Annotated in this window: 21 protein-coding genes and 1 pseudogene; 15 read left to right on the forward strand and 7 right to left on the reverse strand. The window is 66.6% G+C overall.

Annotated elements, in window-relative coordinates:
• The first annotated feature begins 91 nt into the window (after positions 1 to 91).
• From ACIBO2_RS50050 to ACIBO2_RS50075, 6 genes are all read left to right on the forward strand, one after another.
• Positions 92 to 1,453, forward strand: coding sequence for a hypothetical protein (locus ACIBO2_RS50050; RefSeq protein ID WP_397304642.1), 1,362 nt, complete (start codon positions 92 to 94; stop codon positions 1,451 to 1,453).
• A complete protein-coding gene (locus ACIBO2_RS50055; RefSeq protein WP_358554683.1) occupies positions 1,450 to 2,235 on the forward strand; it encodes a class F sortase in 786 nt (261 codons plus the stop codon). Before ACIBO2_RS50050 ends, ACIBO2_RS50055 begins: the two co-directional genes overlap by 4 nt.
• A gap of 222 nt (positions 2,236 to 2,457) precedes the next feature.
• Entirely contained in the window at positions 2,458 to 3,273 is an 816-nt protein-coding gene (locus ACIBO2_RS50060; protein WP_397304643.1) for a hypothetical protein, read from the forward strand.
• A 5-nt stretch (positions 3,274 to 3,278) separates the two neighbouring features.
• Entirely contained in the window at positions 3,279 to 4,037 is a 759-nt protein-coding gene (locus ACIBO2_RS50065) for a class F sortase (RefSeq protein WP_397304644.1), read from the forward strand.
• Positions 4,038 to 4,061: 24 nt separating this feature from the next.
• Positions 4,062 to 5,039, forward strand: a complete 978-nt coding sequence (locus ACIBO2_RS50070; RefSeq protein ID WP_397304645.1) for a hypothetical protein — start codon at positions 4,062 to 4,064, stop codon at positions 5,037 to 5,039.
• Positions 5,040 to 5,110: 71 nt separating this feature from the next.
• Positions 5,111 to 6,256 (forward strand): acetyl-CoA C-acetyltransferase, encoded by a 1,146-nt coding sequence (locus ACIBO2_RS50075; protein WP_357959861.1) that lies wholly within the window; start codon positions 5,111 to 5,113, stop codon positions 6,254 to 6,256.
• 168 nt (positions 6,257 to 6,424) lie between these two features.
• Here ACIBO2_RS50075 and ACIBO2_RS50080 read toward each other — a convergent pair whose 3' ends face one another.
• Entirely contained in the window at positions 6,425 to 6,562 is a 138-nt protein-coding gene (locus ACIBO2_RS50080) for a hypothetical protein (RefSeq protein WP_358554692.1), read from the reverse strand.
• 817 nt (positions 6,563 to 7,379) lie between these two features.
• Positions 7,380 to 7,643 (reverse strand): hypothetical protein, encoded by a 264-nt coding sequence (locus ACIBO2_RS50085; protein ID WP_397304646.1) that lies wholly within the window; start codon positions 7,641 to 7,643, stop codon positions 7,380 to 7,382.
• Between the two features lie 347 nt (positions 7,644 to 7,990).
• Here ACIBO2_RS50085 and ACIBO2_RS50090 point away from each other — a divergent pair, with 347 nt between their 5' ends.
• From ACIBO2_RS50090 to ACIBO2_RS50115, 6 genes and pseudogenes are all read left to right on the forward strand, one after another.
• Positions 7,991 to 8,821 carry a Scr1 family TA system antitoxin-like transcriptional regulator gene (locus ACIBO2_RS50090; RefSeq protein WP_397304647.1) on the forward strand — a complete coding sequence of 277 codons (831 nt, stop codon included), beginning with the start codon at positions 7,991 to 7,993 and terminating at the stop codon, positions 8,819 to 8,821.
• On the forward strand, positions 8,821 to 9,093 hold the full coding sequence (locus ACIBO2_RS50095) for a DUF397 domain-containing protein (RefSeq protein WP_397304648.1): 273 nt from the start codon (positions 8,821 to 8,823) through the stop codon (positions 9,091 to 9,093). Before ACIBO2_RS50090 ends, ACIBO2_RS50095 begins: the two co-directional genes overlap by 1 nt.
• 45 nt (positions 9,094 to 9,138) lie before the next feature.
• A pseudogene (locus tag ACIBO2_RS50100) lies at positions 9,139 to 9,366 on the forward strand (hypothetical protein); the annotation flags it as partial.
• 37 nt (positions 9,367 to 9,403) lie between these two features.
• Entirely contained in the window at positions 9,404 to 9,604 is a 201-nt protein-coding gene (locus ACIBO2_RS50105; RefSeq protein ID WP_397304649.1) for a DUF397 domain-containing protein, read from the forward strand.
• 295 nt (positions 9,605 to 9,899) lie between these two features.
• Positions 9,900 to 10,835 carry an inositol monophosphatase family protein gene (locus tag ACIBO2_RS50110; RefSeq protein WP_397304650.1) on the forward strand — a complete coding sequence of 312 codons (936 nt, stop codon included), beginning with the start codon at positions 9,900 to 9,902 and terminating at the stop codon, positions 10,833 to 10,835.
• Between the two features lie 47 nt (positions 10,836 to 10,882).
• Positions 10,883 to 11,317, forward strand: a complete 435-nt coding sequence (locus tag ACIBO2_RS50115) for a nuclear transport factor 2 family protein (RefSeq protein ID WP_397304651.1) — start codon at positions 10,883 to 10,885, stop codon at positions 11,315 to 11,317.
• Here ACIBO2_RS50115 and ACIBO2_RS50120 read toward each other — a convergent pair.
• A complete protein-coding gene (locus ACIBO2_RS50120; RefSeq protein WP_358554705.1) occupies positions 11,311 to 12,147 on the reverse strand; it encodes an MBL fold metallo-hydrolase in 837 nt (278 codons plus the stop codon). The genes ACIBO2_RS50115 and ACIBO2_RS50120 overlap by 7 nt on opposite strands.
• 84 nt (positions 12,148 to 12,231) lie before the next feature.
• On the opposite strand from ACIBO2_RS50120, the gene ACIBO2_RS50125 reads away from it, so the two are divergent.
• The gene (locus tag ACIBO2_RS50125) at positions 12,232 to 12,720 is read left to right on the forward strand and encodes a helix-turn-helix domain-containing protein (protein WP_358554708.1); all 489 of its coding nucleotides are present in this window, start codon (positions 12,232 to 12,234) and stop codon (positions 12,718 to 12,720) included.
• A gap of 20 nt (positions 12,721 to 12,740) precedes the next feature.
• Here the strand turns inward: ACIBO2_RS50125 and ACIBO2_RS50130 are convergent, their stop codons facing one another.
• Entirely contained in the window at positions 12,741 to 13,292 is a 552-nt protein-coding gene (locus ACIBO2_RS50130; protein ID WP_358554710.1) for a TetR/AcrR family transcriptional regulator, read from the reverse strand.
• A gap of 77 nt (positions 13,293 to 13,369) precedes the next feature.
• Here ACIBO2_RS50130 and ACIBO2_RS50135 point away from each other — a divergent pair, with 77 nt between their 5' ends.
• On the forward strand, positions 13,370 to 14,599 hold the full coding sequence (locus ACIBO2_RS50135; protein ID WP_358554713.1) for an FAD-dependent monooxygenase: 1,230 nt from the start codon (positions 13,370 to 13,372) through the stop codon (positions 14,597 to 14,599).
• Positions 14,600 to 14,713: 114 nt separating this feature from the next.
• Here ACIBO2_RS50135 and ACIBO2_RS50140 read toward each other — a convergent pair whose 3' ends face one another.
• The 3 genes from ACIBO2_RS50140 to ACIBO2_RS50150 all read right to left on the reverse strand — a co-directional run bounded on the left by ACIBO2_RS50140 (position 14,714) and on the right by ACIBO2_RS50150 (position 16,767).
• Positions 14,714 to 15,610, reverse strand: a complete 897-nt coding sequence (locus ACIBO2_RS50140) for a hypothetical protein (RefSeq protein WP_358554716.1) — start codon at positions 15,608 to 15,610, stop codon at positions 14,714 to 14,716.
• Positions 15,611 to 15,724: 114 nt separating this feature from the next.
• A complete protein-coding gene (locus tag ACIBO2_RS50145) occupies positions 15,725 to 16,336 on the reverse strand; it encodes a TetR/AcrR family transcriptional regulator C-terminal domain-containing protein (RefSeq protein WP_358554719.1) in 612 nt (203 codons plus the stop codon).
• Positions 16,333 to 16,767 (reverse strand): hypothetical protein, encoded by a 435-nt coding sequence (locus tag ACIBO2_RS50150; RefSeq protein WP_358554722.1) that lies wholly within the window; start codon positions 16,765 to 16,767, stop codon positions 16,333 to 16,335. Before ACIBO2_RS50150 ends, ACIBO2_RS50145 begins: the two co-directional genes overlap by 4 nt.
• 110 nt (positions 16,768 to 16,877) lie before the next feature.
• Between ACIBO2_RS50150 and ACIBO2_RS50155 the strand changes: the two genes are divergently transcribed.
• Positions 16,878 to 17,420, forward strand: a complete 543-nt coding sequence (locus ACIBO2_RS50155) for an RNA 2'-phosphotransferase (RefSeq protein WP_397304665.1) — start codon at positions 16,878 to 16,880, stop codon at positions 17,418 to 17,420.
• Positions 17,421 to 17,479: the final 59 nt, after the last annotated feature.

Below are 17,479 nucleotides of genomic sequence, written 5' to 3' on the forward strand. Positions count from 1 at the left end.
CGGGTTCATCACAAGTGCCGGTAGTTGCGGTCTTCGGCGGATATCGACCCTAAGATCGACCTTCGGCCAACTGTGTTGATCGGAGTGTGCCGTGAATCGGTGGAGTAAGGCGTTCATCGCCGCATCGGTCGGCATGGCGGCGTCGGCCGCGTTCGTGGTGTCATCCCCCTCAGGGTCGGCGGAGTCCTCGCTCGTCGCGAAGTACCTCTGCACGAGTGGTGTCGCCGGTACGAACGGCGTGCAGCTGGAGGCCACGATCACGCCCAAGATCGCCGCGGGCGGCATGCTGGACGTCGAGTGGGCGCTGAAGTATCAGGGCACTCGCCGGTTCGGTTCACCGGGCTTCTTCGAGGCCGGATCCACGCTGAACCTGGAGGGCGTGGTCGACATCACCGGCGCCTGGAACGGTCAGCTCCGCCCGAAGGGCAGCAAGGACCAGGCCGAACTCGTGCCCGGTGACCAGTTAGTGCTCCCCGACGGACTGTCGGACGCGGGCCTGGTGAAGCGGACCGGCACCATCCGGGTCAGGCCGGGCGGGTTGGTCGTCAGGTTCCAGCCCGCCGAGGGCGAGGTGATGGTCAACAACCACGAGAGCATCACCTACTCCAGCGGCTGGCAGCGGATCAACACGGAGAAAGTGTTCGGCGATTACCTCTACGACCTGCACAGGACCGACCAGCAGGGCGAGAGCGCGAAGCTGTCCTTCACCGGCACGCAGGTCGCCTACATCGCCCGTCGGGATCGGGACCTCGGCGACGTGCGCGTGCTCCTCGACGGCGCCACCGTGACCGATGGGCTGGTCAAGCCGAGCAAGGACCGTGACGGCAGCGATATGACCGGCTCCAGGTCCCAGGAGGACCTCTGGGAGTCACCGGTGCTCCCCTACGGACCCCACACGATCGAGATCACCAACACCGAGGCCAAGGTCGCCAACGTGGACGCCTTCCGGGTGCGCACCGCCAACCTGGGCGAGCCGCCGACCCACGACGAGGCCACGTGCGCGCTGCAGAACGACCCCGGCGCCATCGACGTGCCGGTGCCCGGCGCCACCCCCACCTCGCCGACCCCCACCTCGAGCCCCACGGTGACCACGCCCACCCCGACCGGTCCCACCGGCACGCCGACCACGGGCCCGACCACACCCACCCCCACGCTCCCGCACAACAACCCGCCGGGCACGAACGACAACCTGGTGAGCGTGATACCGGGGGGCGTACGCACCAGTACGAGCACGGCGACCCCCAAACCGACCACGACCAAGACCAAGTACGTCAAGGCGCAGGTCGCCAAGACGCCCAAGGGCGGGGTCGACTCCGGTGAGGCGCCCGAGCCGCCGGGCGGCGGGTCGTACGGGCTGATCGCGGGCGGCTCGATGCTGCTGATGGGCAGCGCCACAGGAGGGCTGCTGCTACGGCGGCGCAAGGCCGAGCATGCCGGAGGAGTCGAGTCATGACCGAGCAGAAGCCGCTGCTGAACAGGGCACTTCCCGGGCTGCTGATCGCCGGGTCGCTGGGCGGGGTGGGCGCCATCATGGTCGGCCTGCTGTCGCTGGCGCCGCCCGTGGACGACGGCTCGGGTCCCGGGCCGCAGGCCCAGCAGCCGGGCGACACGGTCCAGATCCAGAACGCGGCGGGTGCCTTCGTCCTGCCGCCGACCGTGGGCCCCGGCGGCAAGAACGTGCCGCTCACCCCCGCCCGCCTCGACGCGCCGCCGCCGCTGGCCGCCGCCCCGGTCGTCGCGGCCATCCCGCCGGCCAAGACCAAGGCCGCGAAGGCGAAGGCGAAGCCGTACCGCATCAAGATCCCCAAGATCAAGGTCAACGCCACGATCGGTTCGGTCACCGTCGACCTCAAGGGCAACCTCACGACCCCGCCGCTGACCAAGCCCGGCCTCACGGGCTGGTACAAGTTCTCGCCGGTCCCGGGCGAGCTCGGGCCCGCGGTGATCAACGGCCACGTGAGCACCAAGAAGGGCGCGGCGGTGTTCTACCGGCTCTCCGAGATGGCCAAGGGGGATCAGATCTACGTGTACCGGTCGGACAAAAAGGTGACGCGGTTCACGGTGAGTGGAGTCGAGCAGGTCAGCAAGTCCTCGTTCCCGACGGCTCGGGTATACGGGAACACGAAGAACGCGCAGCTCAGGCTGATCACTTGCGGCGGCGTCTTCAACAAGACGGCCCACAGTTACACGGACAACATCATCGTGTACGCCACCCTGTCCAAGAAGAAGGGGTAAGGGTGGCAAGTGCTTGCTTGTAGGGTTTACGCGAACTTCACAGGGACAGTTCGTATCATCGCTACCTAACCGTGACCAACGGCTGGGATTCTGATACGCCTGTTGATACTGCGCGCTGAACGGAGAAGGACAGTGCTGACGTCCAAGGCGAGGCATCGCCTCGCCCTCAAGGCATCTGGCCTGGCCTTAGCGGGTGCGGGTATCTTCTGGGTGGTTCCGGCGATGGCCTCCGCGATGGCGCCGAAACCGGTTACCTACACGTGCACATCGGGCACAGGCACGGGCACCGACTACAAGTTCGAGATGGACCTGCAAGGGCCGCTGACCGCACCAGTGCCCAGCTCCGCAGCGGTGGTGACGTGGAAGATCGGCCAGCCACTCGCCACTCCGTCGCTCACGGCATCATCGTCGATCGCCGCTACGGACCGCGTGGTCATCCAGGCGACAGTGGTCGTCACTGGAACGCCGAATCCCAGTCCGACCGAGACACGGTCAGTTGGCGCCTCCATGACGCCGGGCGCCGTTTCCCCCACGGCGACGATGCCTATTCCGCCGGTCCTGATCTCGCTCACGCCCAAGGCGACCGGTGTGATCGCCGTGGTGCCCGACGACTTCGTTCTGCAGGTAGGCCCCACAAGCGGCACGACAGCGACTACCCGGTACACCTGCACGGTCAAGGCCGGCTCCGAGGCCGAGGCGACCGCCGCTGCGGCCCTGATCACCGTCGCGACCGGCACCCCCACCGGCACTCCGACCGGCAGCTCCACCCCGAGCACAACGCCCACCCCCACCCCCACGCCGACACCCACTCCCACCCCCAAGCCCACCAAGACGCGCACCGCCTATGTCACCAAGACCCCCACGGCGACGAAGACCACCACCAAGAGCTCCAAGACTCCCAAGGCCGGAGCCGACACAGGTGGTGGTGGTGACATGGGTCCCGACGGCAGGATGGTCGTGCTGACCGGCTCCGCACTGATACTCGCCGCCGGCGTTGGAGGACTCTTCATGCGTCGCCGTTCCGCCACCAGAGGCTGATCGAGGTGGCCGGACAGTACCCCTACGGGGGCGAGCCGCCGCAGGACAGGGGCAGCACCGTACTCAGGTCGGTGCTGATCCTCGCCGCCGTGGCCGGCGTGGTGACCGTGGTGGCCGGGCTGCTGATCGTGCTCCGTTCGCCCGAGGAGTACGGCCTGGCCAGCCAGCGGGACACGCTGCCCGTCACCGTGCAGCCCGACGGCAAGACGACGGGACAGCCGGCGCAGGCCCTGTTCAAGGCGGCCCCGACGGCGCCGCCGCCGCTGCCGCAGCCGGACCCGGCGCCCCCGATGCTGCCGTCCACTCCGCAGCGGATCGTGATCAAGCGGCTGGGGATCAACGCGCCGGTCGAATCCCTTGGCCTCGCCAAGGACGGGACGATCCAGGTGCCGGCGGCCGACAACCCCAACCTGGTCGGCTGGTACCGCAACATGTCCACCCCCGGCGAAGCCGGTCCGGCCGTGATGCTCGGGCACAAGGACACCCGGACGCGCAGCGCCGTCTTCAGCCGCCTGTACGAGATCCGCTACGGCGACACCATCGAGGTCAAGCGGCAGGACCGTACGACCGCGGTGTTCACCGTCGGCGGCGTCGAGCAGGCGAGCAAGAAGACGTTCCCCACCCAGCGCGTCTACGGCAACCAGCCCAACGCCAACGCCCAGCTCCACCTCATCACCTGCGGCGGCACGTACAACCGCAGTATCGGTCACTACACCGACAACATCATCGTCTATGCGACGATGACAAGCTCCTATCGAGGCTGAACGCGGAGGCGCGTCATGGGCTGGATGGCAAAGCGGAGACTGCGTACTGGCCCGACGGCGGCACTGCCCGCCAAACCGAGCCAGGCGGATCTCCTGCGACTGGTACGGCTGGCAGACCCGGAGGCCCGCGAGGACGGCGCCGACATCGTGGCGGTGGACGTCCGGGTGCACGCCCCAGTAGAGGCCGACCCCGAGTTGGTGGGCGGCGAGCTGGAACAGGTGTGGGCCTGCCGGGTGGTGGCGGAGGGCCCGCTGCCGTTCGACTACTTCGACCGCTACCTGGCCGAGGGGATCGCCTTCCGCCTCGGCGGGCTGGCCGTGTGCAGAGGTGAGGTGACCGATCCCGCCGACAGCGATCGTGGCGGTCCAGCGGTGATCCTTCCGGAACGGCCGACGCCGGATGAGCTGCGGGCGGTGCTGAGCGGCCTCGACGACAGCCCGAAGGCCGACGTGGGTGACGAGACCGACAGCGACGACAGCGCTACGGACGACACCGCACCCGAGGACACCACCACTGCCGACGCCACGCCCGCAGAGGCCGGTACGGGTGCGACCGCCGGCACGGAAACCGACGCGGCCGCGAAAGCCGAAACCGACGCGGACGCCGAAACCGACGCCAACGCTGAAGCTGAAGCTGAAGCGAGCGCCGACGCCGAGACTGAAGCAGCCACCGAAGCCACCGAAGTCGCTGAAGTCGCTGAAGTCGCCGAGGTTACCGCTGCTCCTGGCGACGACATCAAGCCGGACGACATCAACCCGGACGATTTCCTCTACACGGTCGGCGACATACGGGTCCTCGTGGTCCCGGAAAAGGGCCGTCCGCCCGCCGTACAGGAGCTCCTGCCCTTCGCCACCGAGCTGACCGCGATCGAGCTGCGCGGCGACGACCCCGAGAAGGTCGGCGCGCTCGCGCTGCGTCTGGCCGACGCGCTGAACGGGCTGATCGTGGACCGGTGGCGGTTCCGGATCGACGCGGCGGAGGACCTTCTGCCCCCAGGGTGACGGGGCGTAGAGCATCGTTCTGTTGTAGTCTCTCCCTAATAACCGAACAATGCTCGGTTTCAGGAGGCACTGTGGCAGAGGCGTACATCGTCGGGGCGGTCCGCACCCCGGTCGGCAAGAAGAAGGGCGGCCTTTCCACCGTCCACCCCACTGACCTGGCCGCTCACACGCTGAAGGCGCTGATCGACCGCACCGGCGTCGACCCCACCGCGGTGGAGGACGTCATCATGGGGTGCGTCATGCAGTTCGGCCCCCAGAGCATGGACATCGCGCGAAATGCCTGGCTCTCGGCGGGACTGCCGGAGACCACGGCCGGTGTCACCATCGACCGGCAGTGCGGCTCCTCGCAGCAGTCGATCCACTTCGCCGCGCAGGGCGTCATGTCCGGCACCCAGGACCTGGTCGTGGCGGCCGGTGTCGAGTCGATGAGCATTGTCCCCATGGGCTCGTCGATCACGGCCGCGCTGGAGAAGGGCATGCCGTTCCCGTTCGGCGACATGTGGGTCGAACGGTACGGAAAGCAGGAGATTTCGCAGTTCCGCGGCGCGGAGCTGATGTGCGAGAAGTGGGGCTTCAAGCGCGAGGAGCTGGAGCGGTACGCCTTCGAATCCCACCAGCGGGCCGCCAAGGCCATCGCGAACGGCTACTTCAAGGACCAGATCGCGCCCATCAACGACGTCTCCGACGACGAGGGGCCGCGGGCGGACACGACGCTGGAGAAGATGGCCGGGCTGAAGACGCTCAAGGAGGACGGCCAGATCACCGCCGCCACCGCGTCGCAGATCTCCGACGGCTCGGGCGCGGTGCTGATCGCCTCGGCGCAGGCCGTGAAGGACCACGGGCTGACCCCGCGCGCCCGCATCCACCAGCTCGCGCTTATGGGCGACGACCCGGTGTACATGCTGACGGCGCCGATCCCGGCGACGCGGCGGGCACTGGACAAGGCCGGCATGTCGATCGACGACATCGCCGTCACCGAGATCAACGAGGCGTTCGCGCCGGTGCCGCTGGCCTGGATGAAGGAGCTCGGCGCCGACCCGGCCACCGTCAACCCCAACGGCGGCGCCATCGCCCTGGGCCACCCGCTGGGCGGTACGGGCGCGATCCTGATGACCAAACTGCTGCACGAGCTGGAGCGTACGGGCGGCAGGTACGGCCTCCAGACGATGTGCGAGGGCGGCGGCCAGGCCAACGTCACCATCATCGAGCGCCTCTGACACTGCTCGTCGGGACAGGGCTCGCGCAGGGGCCTCGCCGGACGGTGCCCGATACTGACACGACGGTGCCCCGGCCCCTCGAACGAGGGACCGGGGCGCCGCGGGTTGTGTGCGGCGCGCCCATGGCGTTGGGTCGCGCGCCGCACTTACTACCATCCCGGTAGTGGACTAGCGTCCCTTGGACGGGATCCGCCTGGGCGGTGCGATGGGCCGCTGCGGCATTCTCGGCATCTGCCGGGGCACCGGCGGCGTCTCCTGCCCGGGAAGGTTCTTACCGTGTTTCTTCTTGCCTGAACGAACTCGCATGAGGAAGCTCCTTTACGTAATTCACGACGCGGCCAGGGCCGGTCGACAAGCTCAGCTGCCGCGTCTGGACGAGGTCGGCGGGCATACACACCGCCGGGCGGGGCCGAGTGGCCGGGGTATTGGCAACCCCAACGAATTACAGGTAAAAGCGCATGTCACTGACCCTATGCCTCGTCTGGCGATCGTCGCAACCGATTTATTGGCGCCGCGTTCCGTGCGGACCTGTCGCTCTGGGCGCCCGCCGAGCACCCGTGGGCGCCGACACCTGTGCGCGCCGCCACCCAAACCCCCAAGCCCATCTGGTACGGCCAGCCTGGCTGCTCCCTCTCTTCAGCGGAGAAGACCAACCAGCAAGGCGTGCCACTGTGCCTCCGCCTGCCCGGCAGGCCATCGCTCGCTTTCATCAACGATCCACTCTTTCGGCGCGTTTCGAGTGCGTCGGATGAACCGCTGCCCGCCCGCCTGGCACAGCTCGTAGAAGGGACTGGCGCACTCGCAGGTCCACGCGATCACGCGCACGTGGCGGCCGTTGTCACGGGGTGCGTTCCACACCAATAGCTCGGCATGCGACTGCGCAGGGGACGCGTGCGGACTCCTGCAGTGAGGAGAAAACCACGCCTGATCAACCATCCAGGACACCCCAGTGCACCTCATTTCGCGCACTCACGTCCTTGCCACGCAGGCGGACGTGCCGTTCTTCGTGGACATCTCCGCCCATACCACTCGCCGTCTGTAGCCCTCATCGCGCACGCCCCATCTGGTCGCGTACGTTTCCACCAGCCATAGCCCTCGGCCGCCACAGTCTCTGGCGTCGGCGTTACGCACCTCGGGAAAGGTCACCGCAGTCGATGTAGGCCGTCGCGGCGTCCAGGGAGGTGACCTCCACTGTGACGAATCCGCCTGCTTCGGCGGATGCGGTGTGCGACACGGCGTTGGTGACCAGCTCACTGACCACCAGTCGGACGTCGTTCACATCCGCGTGCCCTGTCACCATCAGCACCTCACCCACGCACCGACGAGTCACCGCCACCGAACGCTTCACCCCTGGCAACACGATCTCCGCGAGGAACAGCCCGCTCATTGAGGAAGCTCCGGATGACTGACCTCCTCCGATGGCGAACTGTCCGCCGTGTCCGACAGAAAAGAGGGCAGCCTTGATAAGCGTGCTGAAGACGTTTTGACCTCTCCACTACCTGCGATGTGGGCGAAACGGATCTTTCGGGCGAGTTCCACCACGGAGGTCGTCAGAAACTATCCGTGTGCGAGATATTGCTCTCCGTGATGGCATCCTTGATGCCGATGGTGCTCTGGCACATGTGCAGATGTAAAGAGGTTCTCTGGAACTAGTTCAGATTGACCTTGTTCCAGCGAAGTGACATGAGCGATACGGGAGGTCAAACGGTGTCAAGCGGGACTAGCCCCACGGTGGTGCGGCGCAGGCTGGCCGCCGAGCTCAGGGAACTGCGCCGGCAGTCCAACCTGAATCGCAAGCAGGTCGCCGATGCGGTGGGCATAGCCGAAAGCACCGTAACCAAGATCGAGAACAACTCCACGGCGCCCGCCTTCAGCGTCGTCTCTGTGATGCTCGATCTGTACGAGGTCGAAGGCGAACAGCGGCAATTCCTGCTCACGCTGGCACGCGAGGCACGCAAGCGCGGCTGGTGGCAGAGCTACAAGGGCAAGGGGGCGATCCCCGAGTGGTTTGAGGTTTACGTCGGCATGGAGTCGGCGGCGTCCAGACTGAATCACTACGACTCCGAACTCATTCCTGGACTGCTTCAGACTGCCGACTACTACGGAGCGTACCTAGGGACGGCGCCTGCTGCCGTCAGCGCCGAGGACATCGAGCGCAAGATTGAATTTCGCCGGGCCCGCCAGGATCGTCTGACCACGTCGGATGAGCTGGAGCTGTGGTCGATCATGAATGAGGCATGCATACGGCGGATGGTCGGTGGCCGGGCCACGATGAAGGCTCAGCTGCAGCACCTCATGGAGATCAGTGCGCGACCCAACGTGACCTTGCAGGTACTGCCCTTTGAGACCGGCTCACATGCCGCGATGGACGGTTCGTTCATCGCGATTGAGTTCCCTGATCCATGGCCGACGGTGGTCTATCTGGAGAGTCAGTCGGACGCCCGATATTTGGAGGATCCTGCCGTAGTCCAAGGGTATAACGTGGTCTTTAACCACCTACGAGCGAAGTCTTTGTCGGTCGAGGACAGCCTGGCACTCATTGCCCAGGTGGGAAAGGATCTTTGATGGGCGACACAAGCGACGCGACTGGAGTTGACGTCGACCTGTCCCAGGTCGAGTGGTGCAAGTCGAGATTCAGCAACAACGGTGGGGCCTGCGCCGAGTTCGGGAAGGTCTTCGTGCCCGATGACGCGGGACTGCACAAGCACGGCGATCTCGTAGTCGTGCGCGACTCGAAGGACCCCGACGGACCAAAGGTGTTTCTCGACAAGGAAGAAATGCGCGCCCTGATAGACGGAATGAAGGACGGCAACTTCGACCATCTCCTCGCCGGATAATAGGACTGTGGCAGCGCTGACGCCCGGATTTCTGCATCAGCGCCCGTGGCCTTTCATTGGGCAAGGGAGGCCCTTTTACCGCCCGGCCTTTCGTTGTCGCGGCGCCCGGACGTTCTCGCCGTAACCCTGTGCCCGCCCAGGGGTGTACCTCCGCGGTGGTGTCGGTGTACGGGGCCGCGTGCAGAGGATTACGCACGGGCCGTCATCTCGGGAGTTCTACCGGCCGCAACCGAGGAGGAGGCCGGACGGCGTGTAGACGCCAGGATGCAGCGACAAGCCTCTGCGAAGATCAGGAGTGAAAGGAGTTGGGATGCAGCCCGACCTTTCAGGCGCCACATGGCACAAGAGCAGTCTCAGCGGGAACGGCGCAAGCTGCGTCGAGGTGGCGATCACCGAGGAGGTGGTCGCGGTCCGAGACACCAAGAATCGTGCAGGCGGCATGCTCATGTTCCGCCCAGACGAGTGGGAAGCCTTCATCGGCGGTGTACGGCTAGGTGAATTTGACCTCTGACTCAGCCTCGCGTCCAACACTCGATCATCCTTCTGCACGCTAGAGTCCCTGGTTCGCATGGGTCGGGGGCTCTTTGGTCGCGCTGCCCGGCCTGGCTGTTAGAGACTCTTTTGGGAACCCCCTCGGGCTGGCCGCCGCACTGCGTGCCTACAGCCCGCTCAGCTCCCCGTAGATTCGGCATGGGACGGCCCAGGCATGGGCAGCATTTGATGGCCACGCACCCGCCTCGGTGGCCGCCGAGCGGAGGTATTGCGGCTGAGCGCTGGAGCTGCGCTGACATGATGGAGGTGCGTTTGTGACGTCCCAGCCCTCACCATCCGGCATCGTTCAGCAGCTCACAGAGCTCGTGGGTACGGTCATTCGTGAGCTTCGTCCCCGGCTGATCCAAGCTGCACTTTCGGGTGACCGCTCAGAGAGCCGGAACCTTCGGCATGCCGGCAACTTCCTGTCCGAGTACGACCTGTGGATGCACAGACGCTACCGGGAGCTCCTGACACAGATCCTTCCCTCGTACGTCTATGCGTCCGAGGAGGCGGACCCGCAGGTCATCGGCGACGATCCGGACCCGGATCTGTGCGTCCTGGTCGATCCGCTCGACACGAGCGAGCTGGCTGTGCGGGCTTTGTACGGCTACACGCACGTCCTGGTCTACTCGCGGAGCCTCGCTCGTCCGATCGCAGCCGTAGTGGGCGACATCTTCCACCACCTGCAGATCTACACCGCCGCCCGCGATGATGCTGGGCATGAGCGAGCCTTCGTCTTCACTCAGGACGGACAGGCTTTTCCCCTGCGTCCCGATCGGTCTGCCCAGCTGTCGGGGTCACTGATCACGAACTATTTCATGAAACCTTCTGAGCGCTTCCTGCCACTCGCCCGGCAGACTCGCCTGATGGAGCAGTTGGGCCAGCGCTCTCAAGACGGTGTCAACCGAGGCAGGATCGGCGTTGACTTCGGCTCGATAGGACTGTGCCATGTCGCGGCAGGTTTCAGCGACGCCATGATCGAGTTCGCCAAGGGCTTCGCCACCTGGGATCTCGCTCCTGGGCACTACATCCTCCAGGCGGCCGGAGGGGTCGTCCTCGACCTCGAAGGCCGTCCACTGCCGCTGGACTATGGGTTCGGCACCATGGCCGACATTCGGAAAGCCATGGACCGCCGATACAAGTTTGTCGCCGCCTCCCGTGTGCCTCTTGGCCAAGACATCCTCGCCGCCATGACCCTCGCCGAGTGAGGAATATGCCCGGTCCCCTTGCTGGGAGGCGGTCTACACTGCCCGGCATGGCCTCTGAACAGAACCGCGAGCTGGTAAAGCAGGCATGGCGCTCATTTTCGAGTCGGGACAAGGACTTGATCGCCAGCTTCTTCACTCAGGACGCGGAATGGCTGGCCCCGCCCGGCAACGCGACCGCCGTGGCGCTCGGTGCGACGCACCACATGGTGGGCAGGGACGCCATCGTCCACTTCCTCACCGTCGACTTCCCGCGTATGTTCGTCGCCGATGTGGCGGTAGATTTCCGCGGGTTCTACGCTGACGGCGATGTGGTCGTGGTGGAGGAGACCATGCAGGCCACGCTGGCAGGCGGCAACGCCTACCGCAACGATTACTGCTTCATCTTCCAGCTGCGAGACGGGTTGATCCACCGGGTGCGCGAGTACATGGACACTGCCAAGGGGCATCGCATGGTGTTCGGGGACGCGCCCAGCGATCAGTGAGCCGTCCCGTCGCGCTCGCTTCTTTGGGCGAGGCGCTTGGCTTGCCCGTTGTGCACGTCGCTTACCCACTCCCAGCCGGGCTTGGCCGATGGGCCGATCCGCGGGTCATCGGGAACATGGCCCTCACGCAACGCGAGCACGTACGCCCGATCCCGCTCGATCCGCGCGTGTGCCTGATCAGCTCCACCGACTGACCCGTGGCCAGGGACGACGACATCGACGTCGCCCGCCACGCCCTCCAGCAGCCGCAGCGCGGCGAGGTAGTCCTCAATCGGGTCAGCGGTGCCGTTCAGGTCGAGCATCGGAACCAGGACATCAGAGAGCATGTCGCCGGCGACGAGAACCCCGCGTTCTTCGACGAACAGCGCCGCATGGCCCGGTGCGTGCGCTTGATGCTCGATGATCCGGACTTGAGGGCCATCCCATGGAACCTGTGCCGTCTCGGCGGGCAGGCCGGTGATGAGGCCGAGCAGCTCCAGCGGGACCTTCCCGGCGATTTCCGTCTCGAGCAGGTGGTCGGCGATGTGGGCCTTCGCATCCGGGTCGGAAAGCTGATCCCGGACACTGGCCGCGCAGCGGGCCGTGCCGTAACGAGGGGCCGTGCCGAGCTGGGCGGTCCACAATAGGTGATCCCAATCCGGATGCGTCGAGAAGCCTGCCACAACGGTCTGGCCCGAATCGGACAGGTCGTTCGCGAGGCAGGCCATTTCGTGGTCCTGCACCCCGGGGTCGATGAGCAACGCGCCGGCCCGACCGTGCACGACAACTGCGTTGCTCTGGCAGAACTCGCTCTCGTGGATCAGCACACCCTCCGCGACCTGCCTCAGCACGGGTTGCCCCTTCCGCTTGTAGTTTGCAATCGCTTTCGCGACCGTAATGCCTGGTGATGGTAGATTGCAAGCACTATGGGCGAAGTGCATGAGCCGCGGTCGGGGTGCCCGATCAACGCCACCGTCGAGGTGTTCGGTGATCGCTGGAGCCTGCTCGTCCTCCGCGACATCGTCTTCGGAGACCGCCGCTACTTCCGGGAGCTGCAGGCCGGCTCACAAGAGGGGATCGCGTCGAATATTCTCGCTGACCGGCTCAAGCGACTCGTCGAGCTGGGATTGCTCACCCGTGAGGACGCGCGAGCCGGCCAGCGGGCGCGCTACAGCCTGACCGAACCCGCGATCCAACTCGTACCAGTGTTCGCGCAGCTCGGCAGCTGGGGGCTGCGCCACCGGCCCACGAGCCGCGCGCTGCGCGTTCGCGCCGAGCTGCTCGAACAAGGCGGCCCCGCGCTCTGGGAAGAGTTCATGGACGAGCTTCGCCACACGCACCTTGGCGCCGAATCCCCGGCGCGATCACCGAGCGTTCGCGAGCGCCTGAACGCGGCCTACCTCGCTGCGATCAACTCCTCATAGCTGCCAGGCGGCCGACTTCGTCAGGCCTCGTGCTGCGGCGAGATGCCCAGGGCCGCGCAGGCGCCGTCCACGGCCGCCCGGCGGAGCTCGTCCTTCGGTACGTCGGTGAACTGGATCGTGCAGTCCTGGAGGCCGCCGAAGGCGATCACGGCCCGGGTGGCCTGCTCGAGCGTGGGTTCGGGGCCGTGCACCAGCTTCGTCAGCCGCCTGCGCCAGTCCAGCACGAGGTCGATCAGGCCCAGGTCCGCGAGCGTGGTCAGCTCGCTGAGCATGAGCACCATCGCTTCGCGGTGGCGGTGGTGGAAGTCGAAGTAGCCCTCCAGCAGGGCGCGGGGGTCGACCTCGTCCAGTGCCTCCTGGCCCGTCAGGAACGCCTCTTCCTCGTCCATGATCGGCTGCACGATGCTGCGGACCAGGTCCTCGCGTGAGGAGAAGTGGTAGTAGAGCGCCGGCTTGGTGATGCCCAGCTGGTCGGCGATCTCCTGAAGGCTGGTCCGCTGCACGCCTTTCTGGGCGAAGAGGTCGCGGGCGACGTCCTGGATCCGCTGCTTGGTGTCAGAGGGACGAGGCATGCCGTAAGTCTATCTGACTTAATGATAGGTAAGTAGCCATGTTACGCTTACTTATCGTTAAGAAAGGAAGCGTGCTCATGCGGATTCTCATCTCCGGTGCCAGCGTTTCCGGGCCGGTGCTGGCGTACTGGCTCACCAGGCACGGCTTCTCCGTCACCGTCGTCGAGCGTGCGCCGACTCTGCGCAAGACCGGTGGTCACGCGGTCGACCTGTTCCGGCCCGCGATGAACATCTCGGAGAAGATGGGCGTGCTCCCGCGTGTCGAAGAGCGGGCCACCGGCGCGAATCGGATGACCGCGTACGGAGAGGGCGCGCGGCGTCCCGTACGGGTGGAGCTCTCCAAGATCTTCGGCGCCGCCGAAGGCCGGCACGTCGAGATCATGCGTGACGACCTGAGCGAGATCTACTACGACGCCACGCGCGACGACGTCGAGTACATCTTCGGCGACTCGATCACCGCGATCTCGCCCGACGGCGAGGTGCGGTTCGAGAACGCCGCGCCGCGCCGTTTCGACCTCGTCGTCGGCGCGGACGGACTGCACTCCAACGTGCGCCGCCTCGTCTTCGGCGACGAGTCCCGCTTCAGCGCCTTCATCGGGGCCTATCTCGGAGTGCTGACCCTGCCCAACGCCGCCGACCTCGACGGCGAGCTCCTCATGCACGTCGGCGTCGGCCGCACCGCCGGCATGTACGGCGCGCGGCACCTCGGCGAGGCGCGGGCGATGTTCCTTTTCCGGAGCGAGCGCGAGCTCGACTACTCCCGCCGCGACGTGCCCCGGCAGAAGGAGCTGCTGCGCGGCGCGTTCAGGGGCCTGCACGCCGACGTCGACCGCTGGCTGGCCGAGCTCGACCGCACCCAGGCGTTCTACTTCGACTCGATCACCCAGCTCCACATGGACACCTGGTCGCGGGGGAGGGTGACGCTCGTCGGCGACGCGGGCTACTGCCCCGGCCCCGCCGTCGGCGGCAGCACCAGCCTGGCCGTCGTCGGCGCGTACGTCCTCGCCGGGGAGCTGGCGCGGGCGGGCGGTGACCACGAGCGCGCCTTCCCCGCCTACGAGCGCGCGATGGCGGAGCACGTACGCGGCAGCCGCGCCGTCGCACTGAGTGCGGCGAAGACTCTGGTCCCCACGTCCCGCCTCGGCGTGCGGGGACTGGTCCAGGGCCTTCGCCTGATCTCCGCCCTGCCCGCAGGGCCCAGCCGCGCCCTCGTCCGCCTCACCACCAAGAGCGCCCGCCTCTACAACTCCATGATCGTTGACGACTACCCGGTGTCGCCCAGCCGGGTCGACCTGGAAAATCACTGAAGGTCGTTTTCGATTTGTGTGCGGCGCGCGGCGCAACCGATCTATTCGCGCGTTTCGTGCGGGCCCGTCGCTCTACGGCGAGCCCCGCCGCCGTGGTCGCTCTTTTGGATGCTGTCAGCCCGGTTCGTTGAACAGGTCTTGGAGGGTCTGGGTGGTGGCCGCGCGGGTGACCCAGGTTTCGAGTTGGGCAAGGTCTGTGCAGGTGGTGATCTGGGTGCGAATGTCGTCGGGGACGGTGAAGCCGCGGGCGGCCAGCACGAGCAGCACCAATCTGGCGGCCTCTTCCGCTTTACCCTCTGTCCTGCCCTCTGCTTTGCCTTCCGTCTTGCCGCGGCCGAAGTGTTCGCGGGCGAAGGGGCTGTAGACCGGCCATTTGGTGGACGCGGACTTCATGATCTCCTCCATGAGGTGGCGGATCTCGGGCGTCGACATGTCGTAAGCGTATTCATAGTAATCCGGAGCGTGTTCGTCGGTCACGCCCGCCAGCGCGGCGGCGAACGCCTCGATGACCTTGCGGTCGCGTCCGTGGACCATGACCGACATGGCGGCGAGGTGCGGGTGGGCGGCGGCCTCGTGGGGGTCGGTGATGGCCGGGATGTCGTCCGGTCCCAGCACCCAGGGCCGCAGGCGGTAGCCGGTCAGCCCGGACTCGATCGGCTGCGCGTAGTGGGTGGCGACGTTGCGATCGGGGCAGATGACCAGGACCGAGACGTCACAGCCCAGCATGAGCCACAGGGCGGCGGCGTAGCGGGCGAGCTGCCGGGGATCCTTGGACTTGTCCTGCTGGATCTCCACGATGATGGCGTGGGCGGGCGTTTGTGGTGGGCCCAGCACGAGGACCAGGTCGGCCTCGATGTCGTCGGAAGGGCGGGGGTTGAAGGTGCTCGTCTCCCGCCGGATCAGCGGAGTGGCGGGCAGGTCCGCCCCCAGGAAGTCACGCAGGATCTCCACCGCCAGTTGAGGGCGGTCGGCGAACAGCTTGATGAGGGTGTCATGTCGGGGGGACGGCATGAAACTCATTGTTACATCACGAGCACGTAAAGTGATGGCTATTCGCATGCCTTCGGGCATGGCCCCCTGTCCGGGTCCTGCCGTGACATGCATACAGTTGGCGCAAGCGCGTGGTCAACGCCCTCGGTCGAGTCCTCCCTCGAAACCCGACACCATGGCTCGCAACCCCGCCTCGAACCACTGGTCATAAAACGCCACCGCGGTCTCCGCCGGTGGTTCAGGGGTGTTGGTGTCCGGTGGGGTGCCGACCTGGGCCAAAGCATGGCCCAGGACATAGACCGCTACCGACTGGATCGCGGTGAGTGCGTCCTGGCGTGGGATCCCTGCTACCTCGAAGCGGTTCAGCAGCCCGGCCAGCAGTTCCAGGCCCAGGTCGATGTCCACCGGGTGGGTGGCCAGCAAGGGTACGGCGTGCGGATGGCCGAGCAGCATCCGCCGGTAGGAACCCGCGAACCGGGCCAGCGCCTCGGGCCACGGCGTGTCGGCGTCAAGGTCGATCACCGCCTCGGCGAACAGGTGGTCGACCACTGCGGCGAGCACCGCGTCCCGGTTCGGCAGGTGACGATACAGGGACATGGCCGCTACCCCGAGCTGGGTGCCGAGGCGGCGCATGGTGAGCGCGTCGAGCCCCTCGGCGTCCAGTACCTCGATGGCCGCGGCCACGATCCGTTCGCGGGTCAGGACGGCTGGACGTCCCCTGCCGCGCCGGGGTGCGGGCTCGTTCATCCGGTCAGCGTAGCGATCAGCGTGGTGGCCAGCATGAGCAGGGACAGAGCGCCCACCACCAGGTGCTGAACATCTACCACCACGTCATGTCCCTCGGTCGGCAGGATCTTGAGCGTACGGCTGTACTCGCGCTGGTACGTCTCCCGCTGCGCGGCGGTGCCGGTGCCGAAGTAGGGGAGCCACCAGTTCCACAGGTGTCCGCCGACTATGACGACGCAGAGTGCGGTGGCGGCGAGCAACGACCAGGTTCGGTGCAGTGCGACCCCGGCCGCGATCAGTAACGGGAACGGGTAGTTGATGCACGCCGCGAGCACGCGCTGTCCGATGTTGCCGGGCCGGAGGTCGTTCAACGGGAACATCGGCACCCACTCGGTCACGACGAGCCAGCCGAGCCAGACGAACGGGACGATGATCGCGATGGTGGTGGTCATGGTGCCGGCCTCCTGATTGATTTTGAGTACGTTGTAAGCTTACGTCGTACACAAAATCAACCGCAATAGGGTTGCCGGGGATCGGGCCGCTGCGACATCCTCGGAAGATGATTGACGATCGGCGTATGGTGCGGATCTCCAAATACCTGTCCAAGCACCTGCGTCACGAGCCCGAGCGGATCGGGATCGAGCTGGACGAACGCGGCTGGGTGGACGTCGATGTCCTCCTCCGGGCCGCCGCCTCCCATGGGTTCCCGATCGACCCGGCTGATCTGCACCGGGTAGTGGCAGGCAACGACAAGCAGCGGTTCGCCCTTGAGAACGGCAGGATCCGGGCGAACCAGGGGCATTCCATCGAGGTGGATCTGGACCTGCCGGTGGCGACGCCGCCCGCGTACCTGTACCACGACACGGTGGCGAGGAGCCTGCCCGCGATCCGGGCCGAGGGGCTGCGGCCGATGAACCGCCACCACGTCCACCTGTCGCCCGACCGCGAGACGGGGACGCGGGTGGGGGCGCGGCGGGGCAGGCCGGTGGTCCTGCCGGTGGACGCCGGGGCGATGCACGAGGCGGGACACGAGTTCCGGGTCAGCGCCAACGGGGTCTGGCTCGTGGACGAAGTGCCGCCGACCTATCTCCAATTCCCGGACTGACGTCAGACTTTCGTCAGGGGTGGTCCTGGACGGTCGGCGGATCTTTTCCGGGCCGCAGA

The sequence above is a fragment of the Nonomuraea sp. NPDC050022 genome (assembly GCF_044460705.1).
Taxonomy (GTDB): domain Bacteria; phylum Actinomycetota; class Actinomycetes; order Streptosporangiales; family Streptosporangiaceae; genus Nonomuraea.